Source organism: Bradyrhizobium sp. AUGA SZCCT0176, from assembly GCF_018130145.1.
Classification (GTDB): Bacteria; Pseudomonadota; Alphaproteobacteria; order Rhizobiales; family Xanthobacteraceae; genus Bradyrhizobium.
In genome coordinates this window covers 359499-375162 of record NZ_JAFCMB010000003.1, presented here as the reverse complement: position 1 = coordinate 375162, position 15664 = coordinate 359499, and the positions used below count along the sequence as shown (strand labels likewise).

17 protein-coding genes and 1 tRNA gene are annotated in these 15664 nt (G+C 61.5%); 11 read left to right on the top strand and 7 right to left on the bottom strand.

What is annotated here, in order from left to right:
* Positions 1-235: 235 nt before the first annotated feature.
* Both JQ600_RS09990 and JQ600_RS09985 read left to right on the top strand, forming a co-directional pair.
* Complete coding sequence (locus JQ600_RS09990; RefSeq protein WP_212390555.1) at positions 236-1453, top strand: GGDEF domain-containing protein; 1218 nt, start codon at positions 236-238, stop codon at positions 1451-1453.
* Positions 1454-1491: 38 nt separating this feature from the next.
* Positions 1492-2115 (top strand): peptidoglycan recognition family protein, encoded by a 624-nt coding sequence (locus JQ600_RS09985; protein ID WP_212390554.1) that lies wholly within the window; start codon positions 1492-1494, stop codon positions 2113-2115.
* Between the two features lie 320 nt (positions 2116-2435).
* Here JQ600_RS09985 and rpoH read toward each other — a convergent pair whose 3' ends face one another.
* Entirely contained in the window at positions 2436-3335 is a 900-nt protein-coding gene (rpoH, locus tag JQ600_RS09980; RefSeq protein WP_192736706.1) for an RNA polymerase sigma factor RpoH, read from the bottom strand.
* Positions 3336-3550: 215 nt separating this feature from the next.
* The gene (locus JQ600_RS09975) at positions 3551-4531 is read right to left on the bottom strand and encodes an RluA family pseudouridine synthase (protein ID WP_212390564.1); all 981 of its coding nucleotides are present in this window, start codon (positions 4529-4531) and stop codon (positions 3551-3553) included.
* A 50-nt stretch (positions 4532-4581) separates the two neighbouring features.
* Here JQ600_RS09975 and JQ600_RS09970 point away from each other — a divergent pair, with 50 nt between their 5' ends.
* The 3 genes from JQ600_RS09970 to JQ600_RS09960 all read left to right on the top strand — a co-directional run bounded on the left by JQ600_RS09970 (position 4582) and on the right by JQ600_RS09960 (position 7494).
* On the top strand, positions 4582-4917 hold the full coding sequence (locus JQ600_RS09970; protein ID WP_212263086.1) for a hypothetical protein: 336 nt from the start codon (positions 4582-4584) through the stop codon (positions 4915-4917).
* Between the two features lie 127 nt (positions 4918-5044).
* Positions 5045-5686, top strand: a complete 642-nt coding sequence (locus tag JQ600_RS09965; RefSeq protein WP_212390553.1) for a ubiquinol-cytochrome c reductase iron-sulfur subunit — start codon at positions 5045-5047, stop codon at positions 5684-5686.
* A 77-nt stretch (positions 5687-5763) separates the two neighbouring features.
* Entirely contained in the window at positions 5764-7494 is a 1731-nt protein-coding gene (locus JQ600_RS09960; RefSeq protein ID WP_212263084.1) for a methanol/ethanol family PQQ-dependent dehydrogenase, read from the top strand.
* 70 nt (positions 7495-7564) lie between these two features.
* Here JQ600_RS09960 and JQ600_RS09955 read toward each other — a convergent pair whose 3' ends face one another.
* From JQ600_RS09955 to JQ600_RS09945, 3 genes are all read right to left on the bottom strand, one after another.
* Positions 7565-7837: a hypothetical protein gene (locus tag JQ600_RS09955; protein WP_212489886.1), complete on the bottom strand. Its 273-nt coding sequence runs from the start codon at positions 7835-7837 to the stop codon at positions 7565-7567.
* A 67-nt stretch (positions 7838-7904) separates the two neighbouring features.
* Complete coding sequence (locus tag JQ600_RS09950; RefSeq protein WP_212390551.1) at positions 7905-10223, bottom strand: molybdopterin cofactor-binding domain-containing protein; 2319 nt, start codon at positions 10221-10223, stop codon at positions 7905-7907.
* 2 nt (positions 10224-10225) lie between these two features.
* Positions 10226-10678, bottom strand: a complete 453-nt coding sequence (locus JQ600_RS09945) for a (2Fe-2S)-binding protein (RefSeq protein WP_212263082.1) — start codon at positions 10676-10678, stop codon at positions 10226-10228.
* A 557-nt stretch (positions 10679-11235) separates the two neighbouring features.
* Here JQ600_RS09945 and JQ600_RS09940 point away from each other — a divergent pair.
* Both JQ600_RS09940 and JQ600_RS37570 read left to right on the top strand, forming a co-directional pair.
* Positions 11236-11310, top strand: a tRNA-Glu gene (locus JQ600_RS09940).
* Positions 11311-11602: 292 nt separating this feature from the next.
* Positions 11603-11704, top strand: a complete 102-nt coding sequence (locus JQ600_RS37570) for an amino acid--tRNA ligase-related protein (RefSeq protein WP_212489885.1) — start codon at positions 11603-11605, stop codon at positions 11702-11704.
* Positions 11705-11955: 251 nt separating this feature from the next.
* Here the strand turns inward: JQ600_RS37570 and JQ600_RS09930 are convergent, their stop codons facing one another.
* Both JQ600_RS09930 and JQ600_RS09925 read right to left on the bottom strand, forming a co-directional pair.
* Positions 11956-12849 carry an ImmA/IrrE family metallo-endopeptidase gene (locus JQ600_RS09930; RefSeq protein ID WP_212489884.1) on the bottom strand — a complete coding sequence of 298 codons (894 nt, stop codon included), beginning with the start codon at positions 12847-12849 and terminating at the stop codon, positions 11956-11958.
* Positions 12846-13199 (bottom strand): helix-turn-helix domain-containing protein, encoded by a 354-nt coding sequence (locus tag JQ600_RS09925; RefSeq protein WP_212489883.1) that lies wholly within the window; start codon positions 13197-13199, stop codon positions 12846-12848. The genes JQ600_RS09930 and JQ600_RS09925 overlap by 4 nt, the downstream gene beginning before the upstream one ends.
* A gap of 117 nt (positions 13200-13316) precedes the next feature.
* Here JQ600_RS09925 and JQ600_RS09920 point away from each other — a divergent pair, with 117 nt between their 5' ends.
* The 4 genes from JQ600_RS09920 to JQ600_RS09905 are packed head-to-tail and all read left to right on the top strand — an operon-like array spanning position 13317 to position 15479.
* On the top strand, positions 13317-13559 hold the full coding sequence (locus tag JQ600_RS09920; RefSeq protein ID WP_212489882.1) for a DUF2188 domain-containing protein: 243 nt from the start codon (positions 13317-13319) through the stop codon (positions 13557-13559).
* A 21-nt stretch (positions 13560-13580) separates the two neighbouring features.
* On the top strand, positions 13581-13901 hold the full coding sequence (locus JQ600_RS09915; protein WP_212489881.1) for a multiubiquitin domain-containing protein: 321 nt from the start codon (positions 13581-13583) through the stop codon (positions 13899-13901).
* Positions 13876-15075, top strand: a complete 1200-nt coding sequence (locus tag JQ600_RS09910) for a ThiF family adenylyltransferase (RefSeq protein ID WP_212489880.1) — start codon at positions 13876-13878, stop codon at positions 15073-15075. Before JQ600_RS09915 ends, JQ600_RS09910 begins: the two co-directional genes overlap by 26 nt.
* Positions 15072-15479 (top strand): DUF6527 family protein, encoded by a 408-nt coding sequence (locus JQ600_RS09905; RefSeq protein WP_212489879.1) that lies wholly within the window; start codon positions 15072-15074, stop codon positions 15477-15479. The genes JQ600_RS09910 and JQ600_RS09905 overlap by 4 nt, the downstream gene beginning before the upstream one ends.
* The last annotated feature ends 185 nt before the right edge of the window (positions 15480-15664 follow it).

Here is a 15664-nt window from a genome sequence, read left to right as displayed (position 1 = left end):
CGCGCGGCGCGCCTCATGCTTAACGATGCCCCAACGCGCGCGCTCTTCATCAATTTAAAACCACGGTATTGATTACCCGGCGACGGTGAGAGTCCGTTAAGCGAGAAGGGCGCACCTTGTCCGTAAGACAACGGGGATTGTCGATCGGGGAAACGCCCGCGGAGGTGCAAGCCTTGAGCGATCTGATGGGGCGATCTAACAGGGGAGACGGGGCCGCAAACGTCCCGGACACGCGATGCTGAGCGTTCCGACGCTGTGGACGGTGTTCGTCATCAATTTTCTCGCGCTGGGTCTGATCTGGGCCTACGTGATCCGCAGCTATCCGTCGTTCTATGCCGCGCGATACTGGACCGGCTCCTCGTTCGTGGCGGCGGCAGGCGCGGCCGTGGCGATGCTGCGCGTCATGACCGACGCACTCTGGCCGCTGCTCATCGCGGGCACCGCGATGATTCTCGCGCTCTGCCTCGCCGCGATGGGCGTTCAGAAATTCTTCGAAAAGCCGGTGTCGTGGCGCGCCACCTGGCTGGTCATGGGGCTGAGCTTCGCCGGCCTTTCCTTTTTCATGTTCGCCTATGACAGCGCGCCGGCGCGCATCACCATCTTCACCATCGCCCAGGTTCTTCCGCTGGCGCTGAGCATCAAATTGCTGCTGACCCCGCATCAGGGCCGCGTCAATCCGGGCGCGCGGCTCGCCGCCATCGTCGCCAGCCTCATCATCGCCATCTATGGAGTCCGGCTGGTCGGCGGCATCTTCGCCAACGTCAACTACATGCATTTCAGCCCGGTGCAGTCGGGTATGATCCTGGTGATGGTGTTCCTGTCGATGGCGCTGAATTTCGGCTTCCTGCTGATGGCGATGGACCATCTGCGCAGCGAAGTCGCCGATCTGGCGCTGCTCGACGACCTCACCGGCGTCGGCAACCGCCGCCATTTGGTGCAGCGCCTGACCGAGGAATGCGCCCGCTCGGAGCGCAGCAACCAGCCGTTCGCGCTGCTGGTGATCGACCTCGACGGCTTCAAGGGCATCAACGACACCTACGGTCACGCCGCCGGCGACGCCTGCCTGCAGCATTTCACCCTGATGGCGCAAACCCGCCTGCGCCCCGGCGACATGCTGGCGCGGTCGGGCGGCGACGAGTTCTGCATCGTGCTGCCGTCCTCGACCTTGCGCGAGGGCGCGATGATCGCGCGCCGGGTACTGGAAGTATGCCGCGCCGATGCCGAACAATGCATGGGCAAGGATATTCCGATCTCGGTCTCGATCGGCGTCGCACAATGGACCCGGGAGATGGGGGCGTTCCCCGACCGTCTGATCGCGGCCGCCGACCACGCGCTCTACGACGCCAAGAAGGGCGGCCGAAACTGCTTTGCGACCTACGAGCCCGCGCCGCCGCTGGCGCCCGGGATCGAAATATCCGTGCTGGCGGATGCGAGCTTGCGCAAGCGCGCCTGAACCATGTTACTCAAGGGGTCGTCATTGGATCCCTGCGTATGAAGCTCCGCCGCCTTGCGATTGCGCTCTGCGCCATCGCGTTCGCTCTTCCCGCTGCTGCCCAAACGCCCGACCTCGCCACCATCGCGCGATCGTCCGGCACGCCCGAGATTCCGGGGTTGAAGATGGTCTGGCTGGCGCCATGGGGCGACGTTGCAAAGGCGCATCCCTGGCGCAACATCATCGTGCACCAGACCGAAGGCCCGGCCGGCTCGGCCCGCGGCGGTGCGCAGGCGCAATTCAAAAATCCGACGCGGCGCGGCGTCATGGTCTGGGTCGAAACCGACGGCACCGTGTACTGGGCGGTGCCGGAAAATCTGGTGCCGACCCACGGCGACGGCGGCAACCGCAACGACAACAAATACATCGACAACGGTCCGACCTTTCGTCAGGTGGTCGGCAACAATTCGGTCGGCGTGGAATTCGCCGGCAATTTTCCCGACGTGACGCGCGGCCCCACCGAGGCGCAGGTGGCGGCGTGGCGCATCCTGGTCAAGGTACTGCGCGCGCGTTACGGCATCCCGCTGACGCGGGTCTATGCGCATAACTGGATCGACTTCAAGGACGCCCGGTATTGCGAAGGCTGCGAGCTTGCAAAGCTGGCGCGGGAGTGGGGCGAGTAAGCTCTCAGTCTCGGCGCGCTGCCGGAGCACGTTGAACCAGTCCACCAGTCAGTATCGAGGATTATCTGCGGCGTATTAGTGAGTTCGTCGTCCCGGCCTTGAGCTCAGATGTGCAATTGCACATCGGGGAACCCATAGCCACAAATATTCATTGATGCGACGTGGTAAGAAAGGCAACTAACACTGCCCCTCTCACATCGGCTGCGGCGTATGGGTCCTCCTTCGCGAGGACGACAGCGGAGGTGTAGAACCAGCACCCCCCAAAACAAAAAAGCCGGCGTTGCCGCCGGCTTTCGTCGTTCATTGCCTTGGCCGCGAAATTAGTGCGCGGCTTCGAGCACGGCGGCTTCCTGCCGGGCAATCGTGCCCTTGACGGCCGACTGCACCTTCTCGAAAGCACGGACCTCGATTTGTCGCACGCGCTCGCGCGACACGCCGAATTCGGCGGCGAGGTCTTCCAGCGTCATCGGCTCTTCCGCCAGACGCCGCGCCTCGAAGATGCGGCGTTCGCGCGGGTTGAGCACACCGATGGCGCCGTTCAGCGCCTGCCGGCGATGATCGAACTCCTCGTGTTCAGCCATGATGGCTTCCTGGTTGGGCGAGTTATCGACCAGCCAGTCCTGCCATTCACCGGCTTCACCGTCGTCGCGGATCGGAGCGTTGAGCGACGCGTCGCCACCGAGGCGGCGGTTCATGTCGATCACGTCCTGATTCGTCACGCCGAGGCGCTTGGCAATGATCGCCACCTGATCGGGGCGGAGATCGCCCTCGTCCAGCGCGGAGATCTTGCTCTTCGCCTTGCGCAGGTTGAAGAACAGCTTTTTCTGGTTCGCGGTGGTGCCCATTTTCACGAGCGACCAGGAACGCAGAATGTACTCTTGTATTGACGCCTTGATCCACCACATGGCGTAGGTAGCGAGTCGGAAGCCCTTTTCGGGTTCGAACCGCTTGACCGCCTGCATCAGGCCGACGTTGCCTTCCGAGACGACCTCGGAAATAGGCAGGCCGTAGCCGCGATAGCCCATGGCGATCTTGGCGACGAGCCGGAGATGGCTGGTGACAAGGTGATGTGCCGCGTCGCGATCGTCATGTTCACGCCAACGCTTGGCGAACATGTATTCCTGCTGGGGTTCCAGCATCGGAAATTTGCGGATCTCGGCGAGGTACCGGGAAAGACCGGATTCTCCATTGAGAACCGGTAACGTAGCTGTACGGGCCATTTAGCGCCCTCCAGTGGTTCAGGCCCCCGATAGCGGCGGGCCCGGCAGACGGCCGCTGTGTTAAAGCCAGCCGGGCTGCGATGTTCCGCGTTGGATATTCAACGCAGGTGCAACATACACCAAATGGGGGCCAATAGGGAAGGATTGCTGACGTCACGTCCCCGTGTGCCAGCTATAACCTGTTGTCATAGCAACGCTTTTCTGGATCGGCTGCGTCATAGCGCCGCTTCGAGGGCGCCTTTCAAGAGAAGCAAATCCTCCGGCAAAGCCGCTTCCCAGTGCAAAAGCTCTCCGGTCCGGGGATGCTCCAAGGTAAGCAGGTAGGCGTGCAGGGCCTGCCGGCCGAGGGCGGCCAAGGCCGTCTGACCTCCAGGCCGGAGCTGGCCGGCCTTGGTCTTGAAGTGCGGGCCATACACCGCATCGCCCATCAGGGGGTGGCCGATATGGGAAAGATGCACCCGGATCTGATGGGTCCGTCCGGTCTCGAGCTGGCAGGCCAGCAGTGAGGCGACCGGTTTGCCTTCCCGACCATTGAAGGCCGCCTGCAACTCCCAATGAGTAACCGCTTCACGGCCGCTGTTGCGGACCGCCATTTTCTCGCGGGCAAAGGGATGCCGGTCGATCGGCGCGTTGACCGTGCCGCGCTGGCGGTTCGGCACGCCCCAGATAAAGGCCATATAGCCGCGCCGCATTGGGCCGGTACGGCCATGGTCGGCGAATTGCGCCGTCAGAGATTGATGCGCGCGGTCGTTTTTGGCGACGACCATCAGCCCCGTCGTGTCCTTGTCGAGCCGGTGCACGATGCCCGGACGGCGGACGCCGCCGATGCCGGAAAGGCTTGCGCCGCAATGGGCAATCAGCGCGTTGACGAGCGTGCCGGTTTCATGGCCGGCAGCGGGATGCACGACCAGGCCCTTTGGCTTGTCGATGACGATAATGTCCTCATCCTCGAACACGATATCGAGCGCGATATCCTCGCCCTTTGGCTCGGGCGGGGTGGCCTCCGGGACGTCGATTGTGATCGTATCGCCTTTGGCAACATGATAAGCGGGGTCGCGAATGGGGGTGCCCTTGGCGGTGACGGAACCGGCGAGGATCAACGCCTTCAGGCGGGACCGCGACAGTTCGGGGCGAAGCACCGCGAGCACACGGTCGAGCCGGGGCGATCCTTCGTCGCCGCCGACCGTGACCTCCAGCCTCTCGCCGTTATTCGAAGACGTGACTTGTTCCAAAGAAGAGCCTTTGCATGACTGAAACCGTTGCGCCCGAACCGACCCCCGAACAGGCCGCGCTGTTTGCGCGGGTGCGGCGGATGATGCTGATCGCAGGCCTGACCTCGGCGCTCGCCGTCGCCATCGTCCTGACCGCCATCGGCTATCGTCTTTATCGCAGCGAGGGAAGCCCCGCAGCGATATCAGATACCACGGCGACGCTGCCGAAAGGCGCCCGTATCGTCTCCACCGGCGTCGCCGGCGACCGGCTGGTCGTGACCCTCGATATCGGCGGCGTAACTGAAATCCGCACATTTGATGCAAAGACGCTGAAACCTGCAGGGCAGCTGAAATTCGTGAGCGAGCCCTGAGCGGAGCGATCAACGGCCGCTCGTCGAACTCAACTTCAGAATGCAAGGTGATTTTTCGCGTAGCAGCAACGCTGGCAAGGTGGACGCTCGCCATTTTTTTGGCTGAGTTACACGCTCAGCTTGCGCCATGTCGGAATCCAACCCTAGCGCCGCGGTTCCCATCGACGACATCGTCGAACACGATGGCGCGGTTTCATGTTCCGATCCAACGCGGCGTGCGATGCTGCTGACGGCGCTTGCGACTTGCGCCTGTCTTGCTGCTCCAGAGCCCTCCGTTGCGGAGGATGATCAGCCCGGCAGCAATCTGCGGCCGCAAAAAGCCGACACGCTGGTGTTCTCTGAAGGCGACCACGCCGGTGAGGCCATCAAGCCCGAGGATTTGAAGCTCGGCGGGCCTCCCGTGCGCGCCTGGCCAAAGGACCCCAAGACCGCCGTGATCCGCAAGGGCTCGCGGTTGAACGAGCTCTTGGTGGTCAGGCTCGATCCTGCCGAACTCGATGATGACACGCGATCACGCAGCGCCGACGGCATCGTCGCCTATTCGCTGATCTGTTCGCACACGGGATGCCCCGTCACCGGCTGGGTGAAACAGGCGTCGGGCGACAAGCTCGTGTTCAAATGTGCCTGCCACAACTCCGAATATGATCCGCGGGAAAGCGCAAAAGTCCTGTTCGGGCCGGCGCCGCGGCGACTGGCGGCGCTTCCGCTTGCGATCACGGATGGTGCCCTCACCGTCACTGCAACATTCATCGGAAAGGTAGGTACCTAACGCGGGGATGAAGCCGCATCGGGTTTTCGCACGACCATGGAATGAATGAAAAAAACAAAACAGGGAGGTTGCGTCTCATGACCGCGAAGCAATGGTTATTGTCGAGCTCTGTCGCATTCACGTGCCTTGTCTCAGCCGCCGCCGGCGCCGGACCGATCGAGAATTACAGCCCGGTGACGTCGGCCCGACTCGAAAAACCCGAACCCGGCAACTGGATGCTGTATCGCCGGACCTATGACGGGCAGGGCTACAGCCCGCTCGACCAGATCAACACTTCGAACGTAAAAGACCTCACGCCGGTATGGACCTTCTCGACCGGTGTGGTCGAAGGCCATGAGGCGCCGCCGATCGTCAACAATGGTGTGATGTTCGTCGCGACCCCGGCGGGGCAGGTGATCGCGCTCAACGCCAAGACCGGTGACGAGTACTGGCGATACAAGCGCCAGCTTCCCGATGATCTCTTTCAATTGCACCCGACCAACCGCGGCGTCGGGTTGTGGCAGGACAAATTGTATCTCGCGACGACCGACGATCACGTCGTCGCGCTCGACGCCAAGACCGGCAAGGTGCTGTGGGACACCAAGGTTCAGGACTACAAGAAGGGTCAGTACCTGACGCTGATGCCGCTGATCGTCGACGGCAAGGTGATCGTCGGCGGTTCCGGCGGTGAATTCGGCGTGCGCGGATATGTTGTCGCGTACGATGCCGAGAACGGCAAGGAACTGTGGCGCACCTTTACGATTCCGGGTCCAGGCGAGCCCGGGCACGAAACCTGGACCGGTGACGACTGGAAATCGGGCGGCGCGCCGGCCTGGATGACCGGCAACTACGACATCGAAACCAAGACGATCTATTGGGGCACCGGCAACGCCGCACCCTGGCCGGGCAATACGCATCCCGGCGACAATCTCTACTCAACCTCGGTGCTCGCGCTCGCCCCCGAGAACGGAAGGATAAAGACATACTTCCAGTACCATCAGAACGATTCATGGGACTGGGACGAGGTCGAGGCGCCGATGCTGGTCGACCTGCAAAAGGACGGTCGCACCATCAAGAGCCTGATTCATCCCGGCCGCAACGCGATCTTCTGGGTGCTCGAGCGCAAGGCGGACAAGATCAACTACGTCAGCGGCTGGCCCTTTGTTCACACCGACGTCTGGAAAGGAATCGAGCCGGAGACCGGCAGGCCGATCGTCGATCCCGCGCACAAGCCGGTGATTGGCAAGCGGGTCGAGTTCTGTCCGTCACTGTGGGGCGGCAAGGATTGGCCGTCGGCGGCCTATAGCCAGAAAACCGGCCTGGTCTACGTGCCCGCCAACGAGAATTTCTGCGGCGGCTTTACCGGCGAGAAAGTGCCGCTGGTTGCGGGCCAGCTTTGGCTCGGCACCAAGCCCGAAGACATCGGCCTGAAGGTTCGCCCCGGCGCCGATCATTTTGGCGAACTGCAGGCGTGGGATCCGGCCACCGGGAAAAAGGTCTGGCAGCAGAACTTCCCCAAATCCCAATTGTTCGGCTCGGTGACTGCGACGGCGGGTGACCTCGTTTTCGTTGGCGGCACCAACGACCGCATGTTCCGTGCCTACCACGCCAAGACGGGCGAGAAGTTGTGGGAGCAGAAGACCAACTCCGGCATCGTGGGCATGCCGATCGCCTATGAGGTCGACGGCACGCAATATATCGCCGTGCAGTCCGGCTGGGGCGTCGACGCGCAGCGCATCCAGGACGCGCTGGCGACCCAGAATAACGTGGGTGTAGAGAACAACGTGCCGCAAGGCGGCGTCGTCTGGGTATTCGCCGTCAAGAAGTGACGGCCGAACAAATCGGCGGGTAGAGCGGTCTGGAGAGCGGCGGGTTCAACCCGCCGCTTTCTATTTCAAGTCATTTGCCTTTGGAATCGACCTTCGACTTTTCGGTTTCGTTCATCTGCTTGATGGTCGGATCCCGGCTGGCTTCGCCGGTGGTTTGCGTCGTCGTGGCTGCTGGCCCGCTGCTTGGAATCGAAGTCTGGCCCGCGGGCGTTTTTGCCGGCCGGGTTGCCGTTGTGTCCGGCGCGGCGTTGGTCTGGGCGTTCGCTGCCTGCATGTCAAAAAGAAGGACGCCCGACAGCATGGCTGCCGCGAGCGTCCCTAACCTCACCATCGTGATTTTCATCGACCTTTTCATCGACCTGGCTCCTGTCAGATCGATGAAAACGGCCACAGCCCTTTAACGTTCCTTGTCACGCCTCCAGTTGCTTGCCGATCGGCAGGCTCCGGATGCGCTTTCCGGTGGCGACGAAGATCGCGTTGATCAACGCCGGCGCGAATGGCGGCACGCCGGGTTCGCCGACGCCGCTGGGCGGCGTGTCGGGCCCCGGCGGCACGATATAGACGTGGGTCACCAGCGGTGACTCGTCCATCCGGATCACAGGGAAATCGTCGAAATTTCCCTGTTGCACCTTGCCGTCCTTGAAGGTGATCTCGCCATGTTTGGCAAGGCTCAGCCCCATGATCGCAGCGCCCTCGATCTGGGACTCGATGCGCTCCGGATTGACATAGGTTCCGCAATCGATCGCGGTATCGACCCTGGGCACCGTGAACTTGCCCTTGTCGTCAACGGCGACCTCGACGATGGTCGCGATGTAGCTGACAAAACTCCGGTGCACGGCGATGCCGAGCCCGTGGCCTTTCGGCACGGACCGTCCCCAGCCGCCCTTGTCCGCGACGAGCTCGACCACCTTGCGAAGGCGGGCGGTGTCGATCGGATAGCTGCTATAGGGCTCGCCGTAGTTCCAGGGGTCCTTCACCGACGACAGGTTGACGAGGCGCGGCGATCCGATCAGCTCCAGCAGCATGTCCTTCGGGTCGCGCTTGGTAGCAGAAGCGATTTCGGCGACCATGGACTGGACCGCGAAGGCGCGCGGGATGTTCGACACCGCACGGAACCAGCCGATGCGGGTATGCGCGGCCGCCTCCGGATTCTCGCATTGCAGGTTGGCGATCTCGAACGGATTGTCGATCAGTCCCATGCCGAGTTCGAACGGCGCCTCATGCTTCGCACCGGCGGCGAAGGTCGAGGCAATCGTCGGCGCCACGCTGCGGTGCCGCCACGCGATTACCTTGCCGCTCTTGTCCAGCCCGGCCTCGATGCGTTCCACCGAGACGGTGTGCAGGAAGCCGTGACGAACATCGTCCTCCCGCGTCCATTGCACCTTCACGGGCGCACCGAGTTCCTTCGACAGCAGCGCCGCCTCGATCGCGAAATCGCATTTCGATTTGCGCCCGAACCCGCCGCCGAGCAGCGTGACGTTGACGGTGACGTTGGCGTCGGGGATGCCGAGTGTCTTGGCGACGTCATCGCGCGTGCCCCCGGCACTTTGCACCGGCGCCCAGATTTCGCACCTGTCGCCTTTGACGTCGGCGACCGCGACCGGCGGCTCCATGCTGACATGCGCCAGATGCGGCAAATAATACTCAGCCGCGATCACCTTGTCGGCGCCTTTCAACGCCGCATCGGCGTCGCCTTCCTTGCGCACCACCAGTCCCGGTTTTCGCGCGGCCTCTTCCAGCGAAGCCCGGTAGGCGACCGAGTCGTATTTGCCGTTGGCGCCGTCATCCCAGACGATCTTCAGCGCGTCGCGCCCCTTGATCGCAGCCCCGGTGTTGCGGGCGATCACGGCAACGCCGCCGAGCGGCTGGAATTTGGACGGCCACGGCCAGCCCTTGACCTCCAATACCTTCTCGACGCCGGAGACCTTCATCGCTTCCGCCGCGTCGAACGATTTCACCTTGCCGCCGGTCACCGGCGGACGGGCGATGACGGCGTATTTCATGCCCGGCAGACGGATATCGGCGCCGTAATGCGCCTTGCCGACGGTGATGTCCCTGAGGTCGACGATGCCGATCTGGCCCTTGCCGAGATAGCGGAAATCCTTCGGGTCCTTCAGCTTCAAGCCTTCGATGCCGGGCACCGATTCCTTGGCGGCATCGGCGGCAAGATCGCCAAAGCCAAGCTTGCGTCCGCTCGCAGCGTGGACCACCTCGTGATTGCGGGCCTTCACTTCGGTCGCCGGCACGCCCCAGCGCTTGGCGGCGGCGGCCTCCAGCATCGAGCGCGCCGAGGCGCCGATCTGGCGCATCGGCATCAGGTAATGCCGCGTGCTGCGCGAGCCGTCGGTATCCTGGTTGCCGTATTTGGCCTCGTTGCCGGGCGCCTGCTGAACCCGGACGCGCGACCAGTCGGCTTCCATCTCCTCGGCGACGATCAGCGGCAGGCTGGTCCGCACGCCGGTTCCCATCTCGGCGCGGTGGCCGACGATGGTGACGATGCCGTCGGGCGCGATCGAGACGAACACGCGTGGATCGACCACGGTGCCGTGCGGCATCTTCGATGCGCCGGTCTCATAGGCGGCGAAAGCCGGGCGTGACATCACGGGCGCCGCGAGCGCAAAGCCGCCGGCGATGCCGAGGCCCTTCAGGATGCTGCGGCGGGAAACGTTCTCGACCTTGAGGTGCCGCTCAAAGCCACGGAGTTTTTTGGGATTGGTGAGGATATTCATGATCACACCCCCGTTGACGCGAGATGCACGGCATTCTCGATGCGCTGGTAGCAGCCGCAGCGGCAGATGTTGCCCGCCATCGCTTCGCGGATCTGGTCATGGGAAGGTTTTGGATTGTCCATCAATAGCGCGGCGCCCTGCATGATCTGGCCGGTCTGGCAATAGCCGCATTGCGGGACATTGAGCTGGCGCCAGGCCTTCTGCACCGGGTGATCGCCGGTCGGGTGCAGGCCCTCGATGGTGGTGACGTCGCGGCCGACCACGTCGGAGACCGAAGTGATGCAGGCGCGCACGGCCTGCTTGTCGATGATGACGGTGCACGAGCCGCACAGGGCCTGGCCGCAGCCATATTTGGTCCCCGTCAGTCCCACCTCATCCCGGAGAAACCAGAGTAACGGAAGATCCGGATCGCCATCCCAATTTTGTTCCTGGCCGTTTATCTTCACCTTGATCATGGCTGTCCCTCGCTCTTTTTAAGCTGTTGATCTGTTTGCGGCGCGAGCCGGAACACATTTCCATTCGCTCGGATCGCCGCGCGGGTTTCCCTGCCCCAAAGGCAATTTTCGTGAAGGCAATCTGGTTAAGGCAATTTGCTGTTTGCGGATGTCCTTTCGCGATTTGGCCGAGGCGCCCTCGGCATCAGGAATGCCGCGATGCTATCAGACGTTAACGACGCGGTGACTTCACAGACAGGTGTTTTGGATTTGCCGTTTGTCGAAAGCGGGGCTGCCGGGCGGCTGGCCGGTTTCCTCGCCACGGCGGAAGCCCGGCAACGGAGGAGATCGAGTTCGTTCGACCGGCGTTGAAACGACAGCAGATGCGCGCTGAGTCTTCACTAAGTTCCGGATTGTCAGGGGCCGTCTTCTACCGGCTCGCCCCTTCGGCCGCCGCCATCGCTCAGTTGAAGGCGCCCTGAAGCCTGATTTCGATGCCAGACCGCCAAAATCACGCAAAACCATGGCCTTCAGCGCCTTGCAGCCGGACGATTTCGCGGCTATTCCCTCAAGCCAACGCTCCCTTCGTCTAGCGGTTAGGACGCGGCCCTCTCAAGGCTGAAACAGGGGTTCGATTCCCCTAGGGAGCGCCATAAATTCAAATAGTTAGTGGCCTGACAAAGCTGGGTGTCCAGTTAGTGTCCCGTGTGGAATTGTAATTTTTCAAATTGAAACGTGTGCGTTCGGCAAAACTTCTCGGATGATTTCAGCTGCGATATGCAGCTACCGGTCGAGAGGACGGGGCTTCTTGCGGCGATCAATCAGCGTCGCTGCGGGCACGCAGCGGGCCGTGGCAGACGAGTCAAGTCTAACAGAATAGTGCGACCGGGCCGACGAGGTCCGGCTCGACCAATTTCTCGAACAGTCCCATGAGGGCTTCCCCCCATGCCGCAAGCCGGCGGCGCCGGTTTGGGAATCGACCGGATCGTGATGATCCTTACCGATGCGCAGCGGCTCTCAGAAGTACTGCTATTTCCCATGGTGTGAAGCTCCTCCACGTGGGCTCGTGAACAGTGTTGCGGATGGAGATCGTTCTCCATGCGCCGCACCTGGGCGAAAGCCGGATCGACTCTCTGTGTTCAAACGTCGGATAAGGCTCCCTCACGGGGGCTTTTTGCGTGTTCTTTGAGGTTGATTTGGAGGGGAGCGGATAACCCCCACCGATCTTCACAGTGGGGATGCTTCTAGCGAAGAAGCTCACGGCCTGGGAATGTTAGCTAAACGGTCCCGCCTCGACATCAGCGTCTGAAGCGCGGCGTCCAGCTTTCAATTAGCGCTTCCTCATCGTTTTCTGGCTCTTCAGCTTCGGCCCGCAAACTTAGATTCTTGCAGGTAAGGATTGTCAGAGTTCGACCATACCGGCCGAGGCCGACGACTTCTTCTGTCACACGGTATGGGCGGTCTCCGCCCACCCAGTCATTCAAGCGCCCTTCGCCTGCTTCGCGCTGGCCTGTCGTCACATTGCCGGGCTCCGCGTTGAATCGTGCCGTAACCGTTGCTGCCGGCACGGGGGTGCCTTTACGAACCCAGCTCAGGCCTTTCGCCTGCTTGAGTCCATCAGACATGAAGCACCAGTCGATCGTATCCCCGCAGCTGGAAAGGACCGCGATGCCGTCTGACGTGAGGGAGCTGTAACGGATGGCAGTGGCTGTCAGTGACGTCTCGCACGCCTTGCGAAGAGATTCGACACAAGCTAGGCCGGGATCATGATCCGCGATTGCCTTCTTGAACGGAAGTTCCGGCATTAGCAGTGCGGCAGCGAAGTAATCTGCTTCCTGCTCGAACGGATCGCCAGAGACGAACCCTGCGTGCGACTGATGCACCCCGGTGGTGAGAATGGCTTCAGGATGACCTTCGATGAAGTAATGACCCAGTTCGTGGCTGATGCTGAATCTTTGGAAGCCACGGCTCGGTACATGCGTTGCGTACATGATGCCGAAGTTATCACCGACCTTGATCAGCATCCCGGACACACCGGCGGCAGTGTCTGGCTTCGCCTTTACGGCAATGCCTTTGCAGGCTGCTATCGCTTCTGGGTCCACCCATAGCCCATCGATCTTCATCTGCCGAAGCACCGAGCTCGCGGCTGCTTCGGCCAGACTGCGGCGTGCCGGGCCCGGCTTCCTGGTCATTCGCTTTCCTTGACCCCACGTTGCTTCACAAGGAGTTCGACGAACTCGGTCGCAAGCCTCAGGTCCTGCTCTGTGAGTTTGCCGAGATCGCGGTGCAGTCGCCCGACCGTTGCAGCCGATGCTTCGGGCGTATCGGCGCGGCCCAACAGATAGTCGGTTGTGACGTCTAGCGCGGTCGCCAACGCCTTCAGGTTGTCGAAGGACGGCTTCCGTGGACCCGACTCAAAATGGGACACGGATGCAGGTGGTAGGCCCGCCTTTGCTGCTAATTCGGCTTGGTTCAACCCCCGCATGGCGCGGGCGGCCTTGAGACGTTCCTTAAAGATATCAATAGGTTCACTTTGGTTCATGGCGCTTTCGACATGGCAAACTTGACGGTTCCGCCAATTCGGGTCATCATCATGGCGGTCGTGGCAATCATGCCATGGCGGAATCGCATGGCGCAAGCCTGAATAACGGAGCTGAGAATGTCCAAGAACGACCGGTACGTCGTCCGGCACGGCAGCGACTGGGCCGTGAAGAAGGGCGGCTCGTCCGCGCCTGAAAGCGTCCATCACAAGCAGAGCCGCGCCGAGCAACAGGCGAAGTCCACCGTTCGTGATCTCGGAGGCGGCGAAGTCCGCATCCAGGGTCGAGACGGCAAATGGCGTGACTCTGACACTGTCGCTCCGGGCCGTGATCCGTTTCCGCCGCGCGACAAGAAACACTGACGAACAGGAGAGAGAGAGAGAATGGCACAAGACAATCACGGTCACGGCGACAACCCCGGTCACGGCGTCGGCAACCCCGGTCAGGGCGGCGGCGGTGGCAACGACCATGCCGTCACGATCATCGTGGAAGGCACGGCCCATGAATGGACCAAGAAGGAAATCACCTACGACGAGGTGGTGACTCTTGAGGTTCCCGATTATTCCCAGCATCCCGAGATCACCTACTCGGTCACCTACAAGAAGGGTCAGGGCAACAAACCCGAAGGCGATCTCGCCAAGGGCGAGTCGGTCAAAGTCAAAGACGGAATGATCTTCAATGTTTCAGAAACTGGTCAGTCATAACGAGGACATCCGTCAGCTCGTCGATAAGGGATACGCGGTCGGTTTTGACAGCAATTATCTGATCGTCCGCGATATTCTCTATCTCGATGACAAGCTGGAACAGCGAGTCGGCGCGATCGTCACGAAGCTTGTCTTCACCGATCCCGATCACGTCGTGCAGGAAGATCACCAAATCTTCTTCGCCGGATCGCATCCGCACAATACCGACGGCAGCCCGATCGCCAATCTTGGCGGCGGTGCAACCAAGCTCGCGTTGAGCGAGGCGGCAGCTGACGTTGTTGTTCAGCGACAGTTCTCGAACAAGCCACGGGTCAACGGGCAGTTGGTCCCGTTCACCGATTTCTTCGCCAAGATCGAGAGCTACGTCGGCATCATCTCCGGACCCGCGATCGCGCGTCACGGCGGCAGGGTTCTTACGTTCCGGTCCGTCGAGAAGGTCGCGGACGACTCGGTCTTCAAGATTCACGACACCCTGACCAGCCGCGCCGAAATCACCGACCTCGCGGCCAAGTTCAAGAACGAAATCGTTGCGGTTATCGGTCTCGGTGGCACCGGGGGTTACCTTCTCGATTTTCTCGTCAAGACGCCAGTCAAGGAAATCCGGGGCTTCGACGTTGACCCTCTTCAAGTTCACAACGCGTTCCGCTCGCCCGGACGGTTTGACGACGCCGAGTTCAAACGCTCCAAGGCGGAGGTGTATCAGGCCCGGTATGAGAATTTCCGACACGGCCTCAAGCTAACCGCGAAGTTCGTGGACGCTTCCTGTGTCGACGATCTTGAGGGTGTTACGTTCGCTTTCGTCTGCGTTGATAAAGGCAGCTCTCGCGCGGGCATCTTCGATTTGCTGATCGCGAAGAAAATTCCGTTCATCGATGTCGGCATGGGGCTGAGTCGGAGGAACGGCCCGATCTCAGGCATGATGAGGGCGACCTATTACTCCGATCAACAGGCCCAGCAGGTCAGAGACATGGCGCTGGCCCCGTTGGCCGACAAGCCCGACGATGTGTACAAGACCAACATCCAGATCAGCGAACTGAACGCGCTCAACGCCGCGATAGCGATGATCCGGTACAAACAGCTCAAGGGCTTCTACGTAGAGGACGATCCGGGTTCGTTAAATTTTATCTTCGGTCTCAGTGATTGTAAGATGATCATCCGGTCGGGTTCAGAATGAAACTTAGCGCCCTCAAACTCCAACGCGTCGAATACATGCCGAAGCAACTGGAGCCCGGCATCCTCTACGTGTCTGAAAAATTCAGCGCCGCAGCACATCTGTGCGCATGCGGTTGCGGTGAGAAGGTTCGAACGCCGCTCGGTCCTACGGAATGGTCGGTCAAGGAGACCGCGGGCGGGCCAAGCGTCTGGCCGTCAGTCGGTAACTGGCAGAAAGCGTGCCAGTCGCACTACGTCATCCAGAACGGAAAAATTATCTGGTACGATAAGTGGTCAGCGGCACAGATCGCAGCCGGACGCCGGGGCGAGCAGGAACGCAGGAAAACTCACTACGACGCGATGCAAGCGCAGAAGAGCCTGTGGCAGCGCTTCTGGCAGTGGATCAAATTGCTATTCAGGTCATGACAGCAAATGAAGTTCGCAGACATTGAATGCCAACGGCGCGAGGCTCAACCTGGGCTTTCAGCTACATGCCCATCTTGCGGTGAAAGCGCGTGATTAGCTAAGGATGAAAGTGTGCGATCCGGCAGACGGAGCGTCAGTCTTCAGTGGATGATCGTCTGGAGGTGGGTATGGCGCCGCCCCGCACG

Bases quoted from the DNA above. Each gene is read 5' to 3' on its own strand.
- JQ600_RS09990 (WP_212390555.1), top strand. From the start codon at position 236: ATGCTGAGCGTTCCGACGCTGTGGACGGTGTTCGTCATCAATTTTCTC.
- JQ600_RS09985 (WP_212390554.1), top strand. From the start codon at position 1,492: ATGAAGCTCCGCCGCCTTGCGATTGCGCTCTGCGCCATCGCGTTCGCT.
- rpoH (WP_192736706.1), bottom strand. From the start codon at position 3,335: ATGGCCCGTACAGCTACGTTACCGGTTCTCAATGGAGAATCCGGTCTT.
- JQ600_RS09970 (WP_212263086.1), top strand. From the start codon at position 4,582: ATGACTGAAACCGTTGCGCCCGAACCGACCCCCGAACAGGCCGCGCTG.
- JQ600_RS09965 (WP_212390553.1), top strand. From the start codon at position 5,045: ATGTCGGAATCCAACCCTAGCGCCGCGGTTCCCATCGACGACATCGTC.
- JQ600_RS09960 (WP_212263084.1), top strand. From the start codon at position 5,764: ATGACCGCGAAGCAATGGTTATTGTCGAGCTCTGTCGCATTCACGTGC.
- JQ600_RS09955 (WP_212489886.1), bottom strand. From the start codon at position 7,837: ATGAAAATCACGATGGTGAGGTTAGGGACGCTCGCGGCAGCCATGCTG.
- JQ600_RS09950 (WP_212390551.1), bottom strand. From the start codon at position 10,223: ATGAATATCCTCACCAATCCCAAAAAACTCCGTGGCTTTGAGCGGCAC.
- JQ600_RS09945 (WP_212263082.1), bottom strand. From the start codon at position 10,678: ATGATCAAGGTGAAGATAAACGGCCAGGAACAAAATTGGGATGGCGAT.
- JQ600_RS37570 (WP_212489885.1), top strand. From the start codon at position 11,603: ATGCCGCAAGCCGGCGGCGCCGGTTTGGGAATCGACCGGATCGTGATG.
- JQ600_RS09930 (WP_212489884.1), bottom strand. From the start codon at position 12,849: ATGACCAGGAAGCCGGGCCCGGCACGCCGCAGTCTGGCCGAAGCAGCC.
- JQ600_RS09925 (WP_212489883.1), bottom strand. From the start codon at position 13,199: ATGAACCAAAGTGAACCTATTGATATCTTTAAGGAACGTCTCAAGGCC.
- JQ600_RS09920 (WP_212489882.1), top strand. From the start codon at position 13,317: ATGTCCAAGAACGACCGGTACGTCGTCCGGCACGGCAGCGACTGGGCC.
- JQ600_RS09915 (WP_212489881.1), top strand. From the start codon at position 13,581: ATGGCACAAGACAATCACGGTCACGGCGACAACCCCGGTCACGGCGTC.
- JQ600_RS09910 (WP_212489880.1), top strand. From the start codon at position 13,876: ATGTTTCAGAAACTGGTCAGTCATAACGAGGACATCCGTCAGCTCGTC.
- JQ600_RS09905 (WP_212489879.1), top strand. From the start codon at position 15,072: ATGAAACTTAGCGCCCTCAAACTCCAACGCGTCGAATACATGCCGAAG.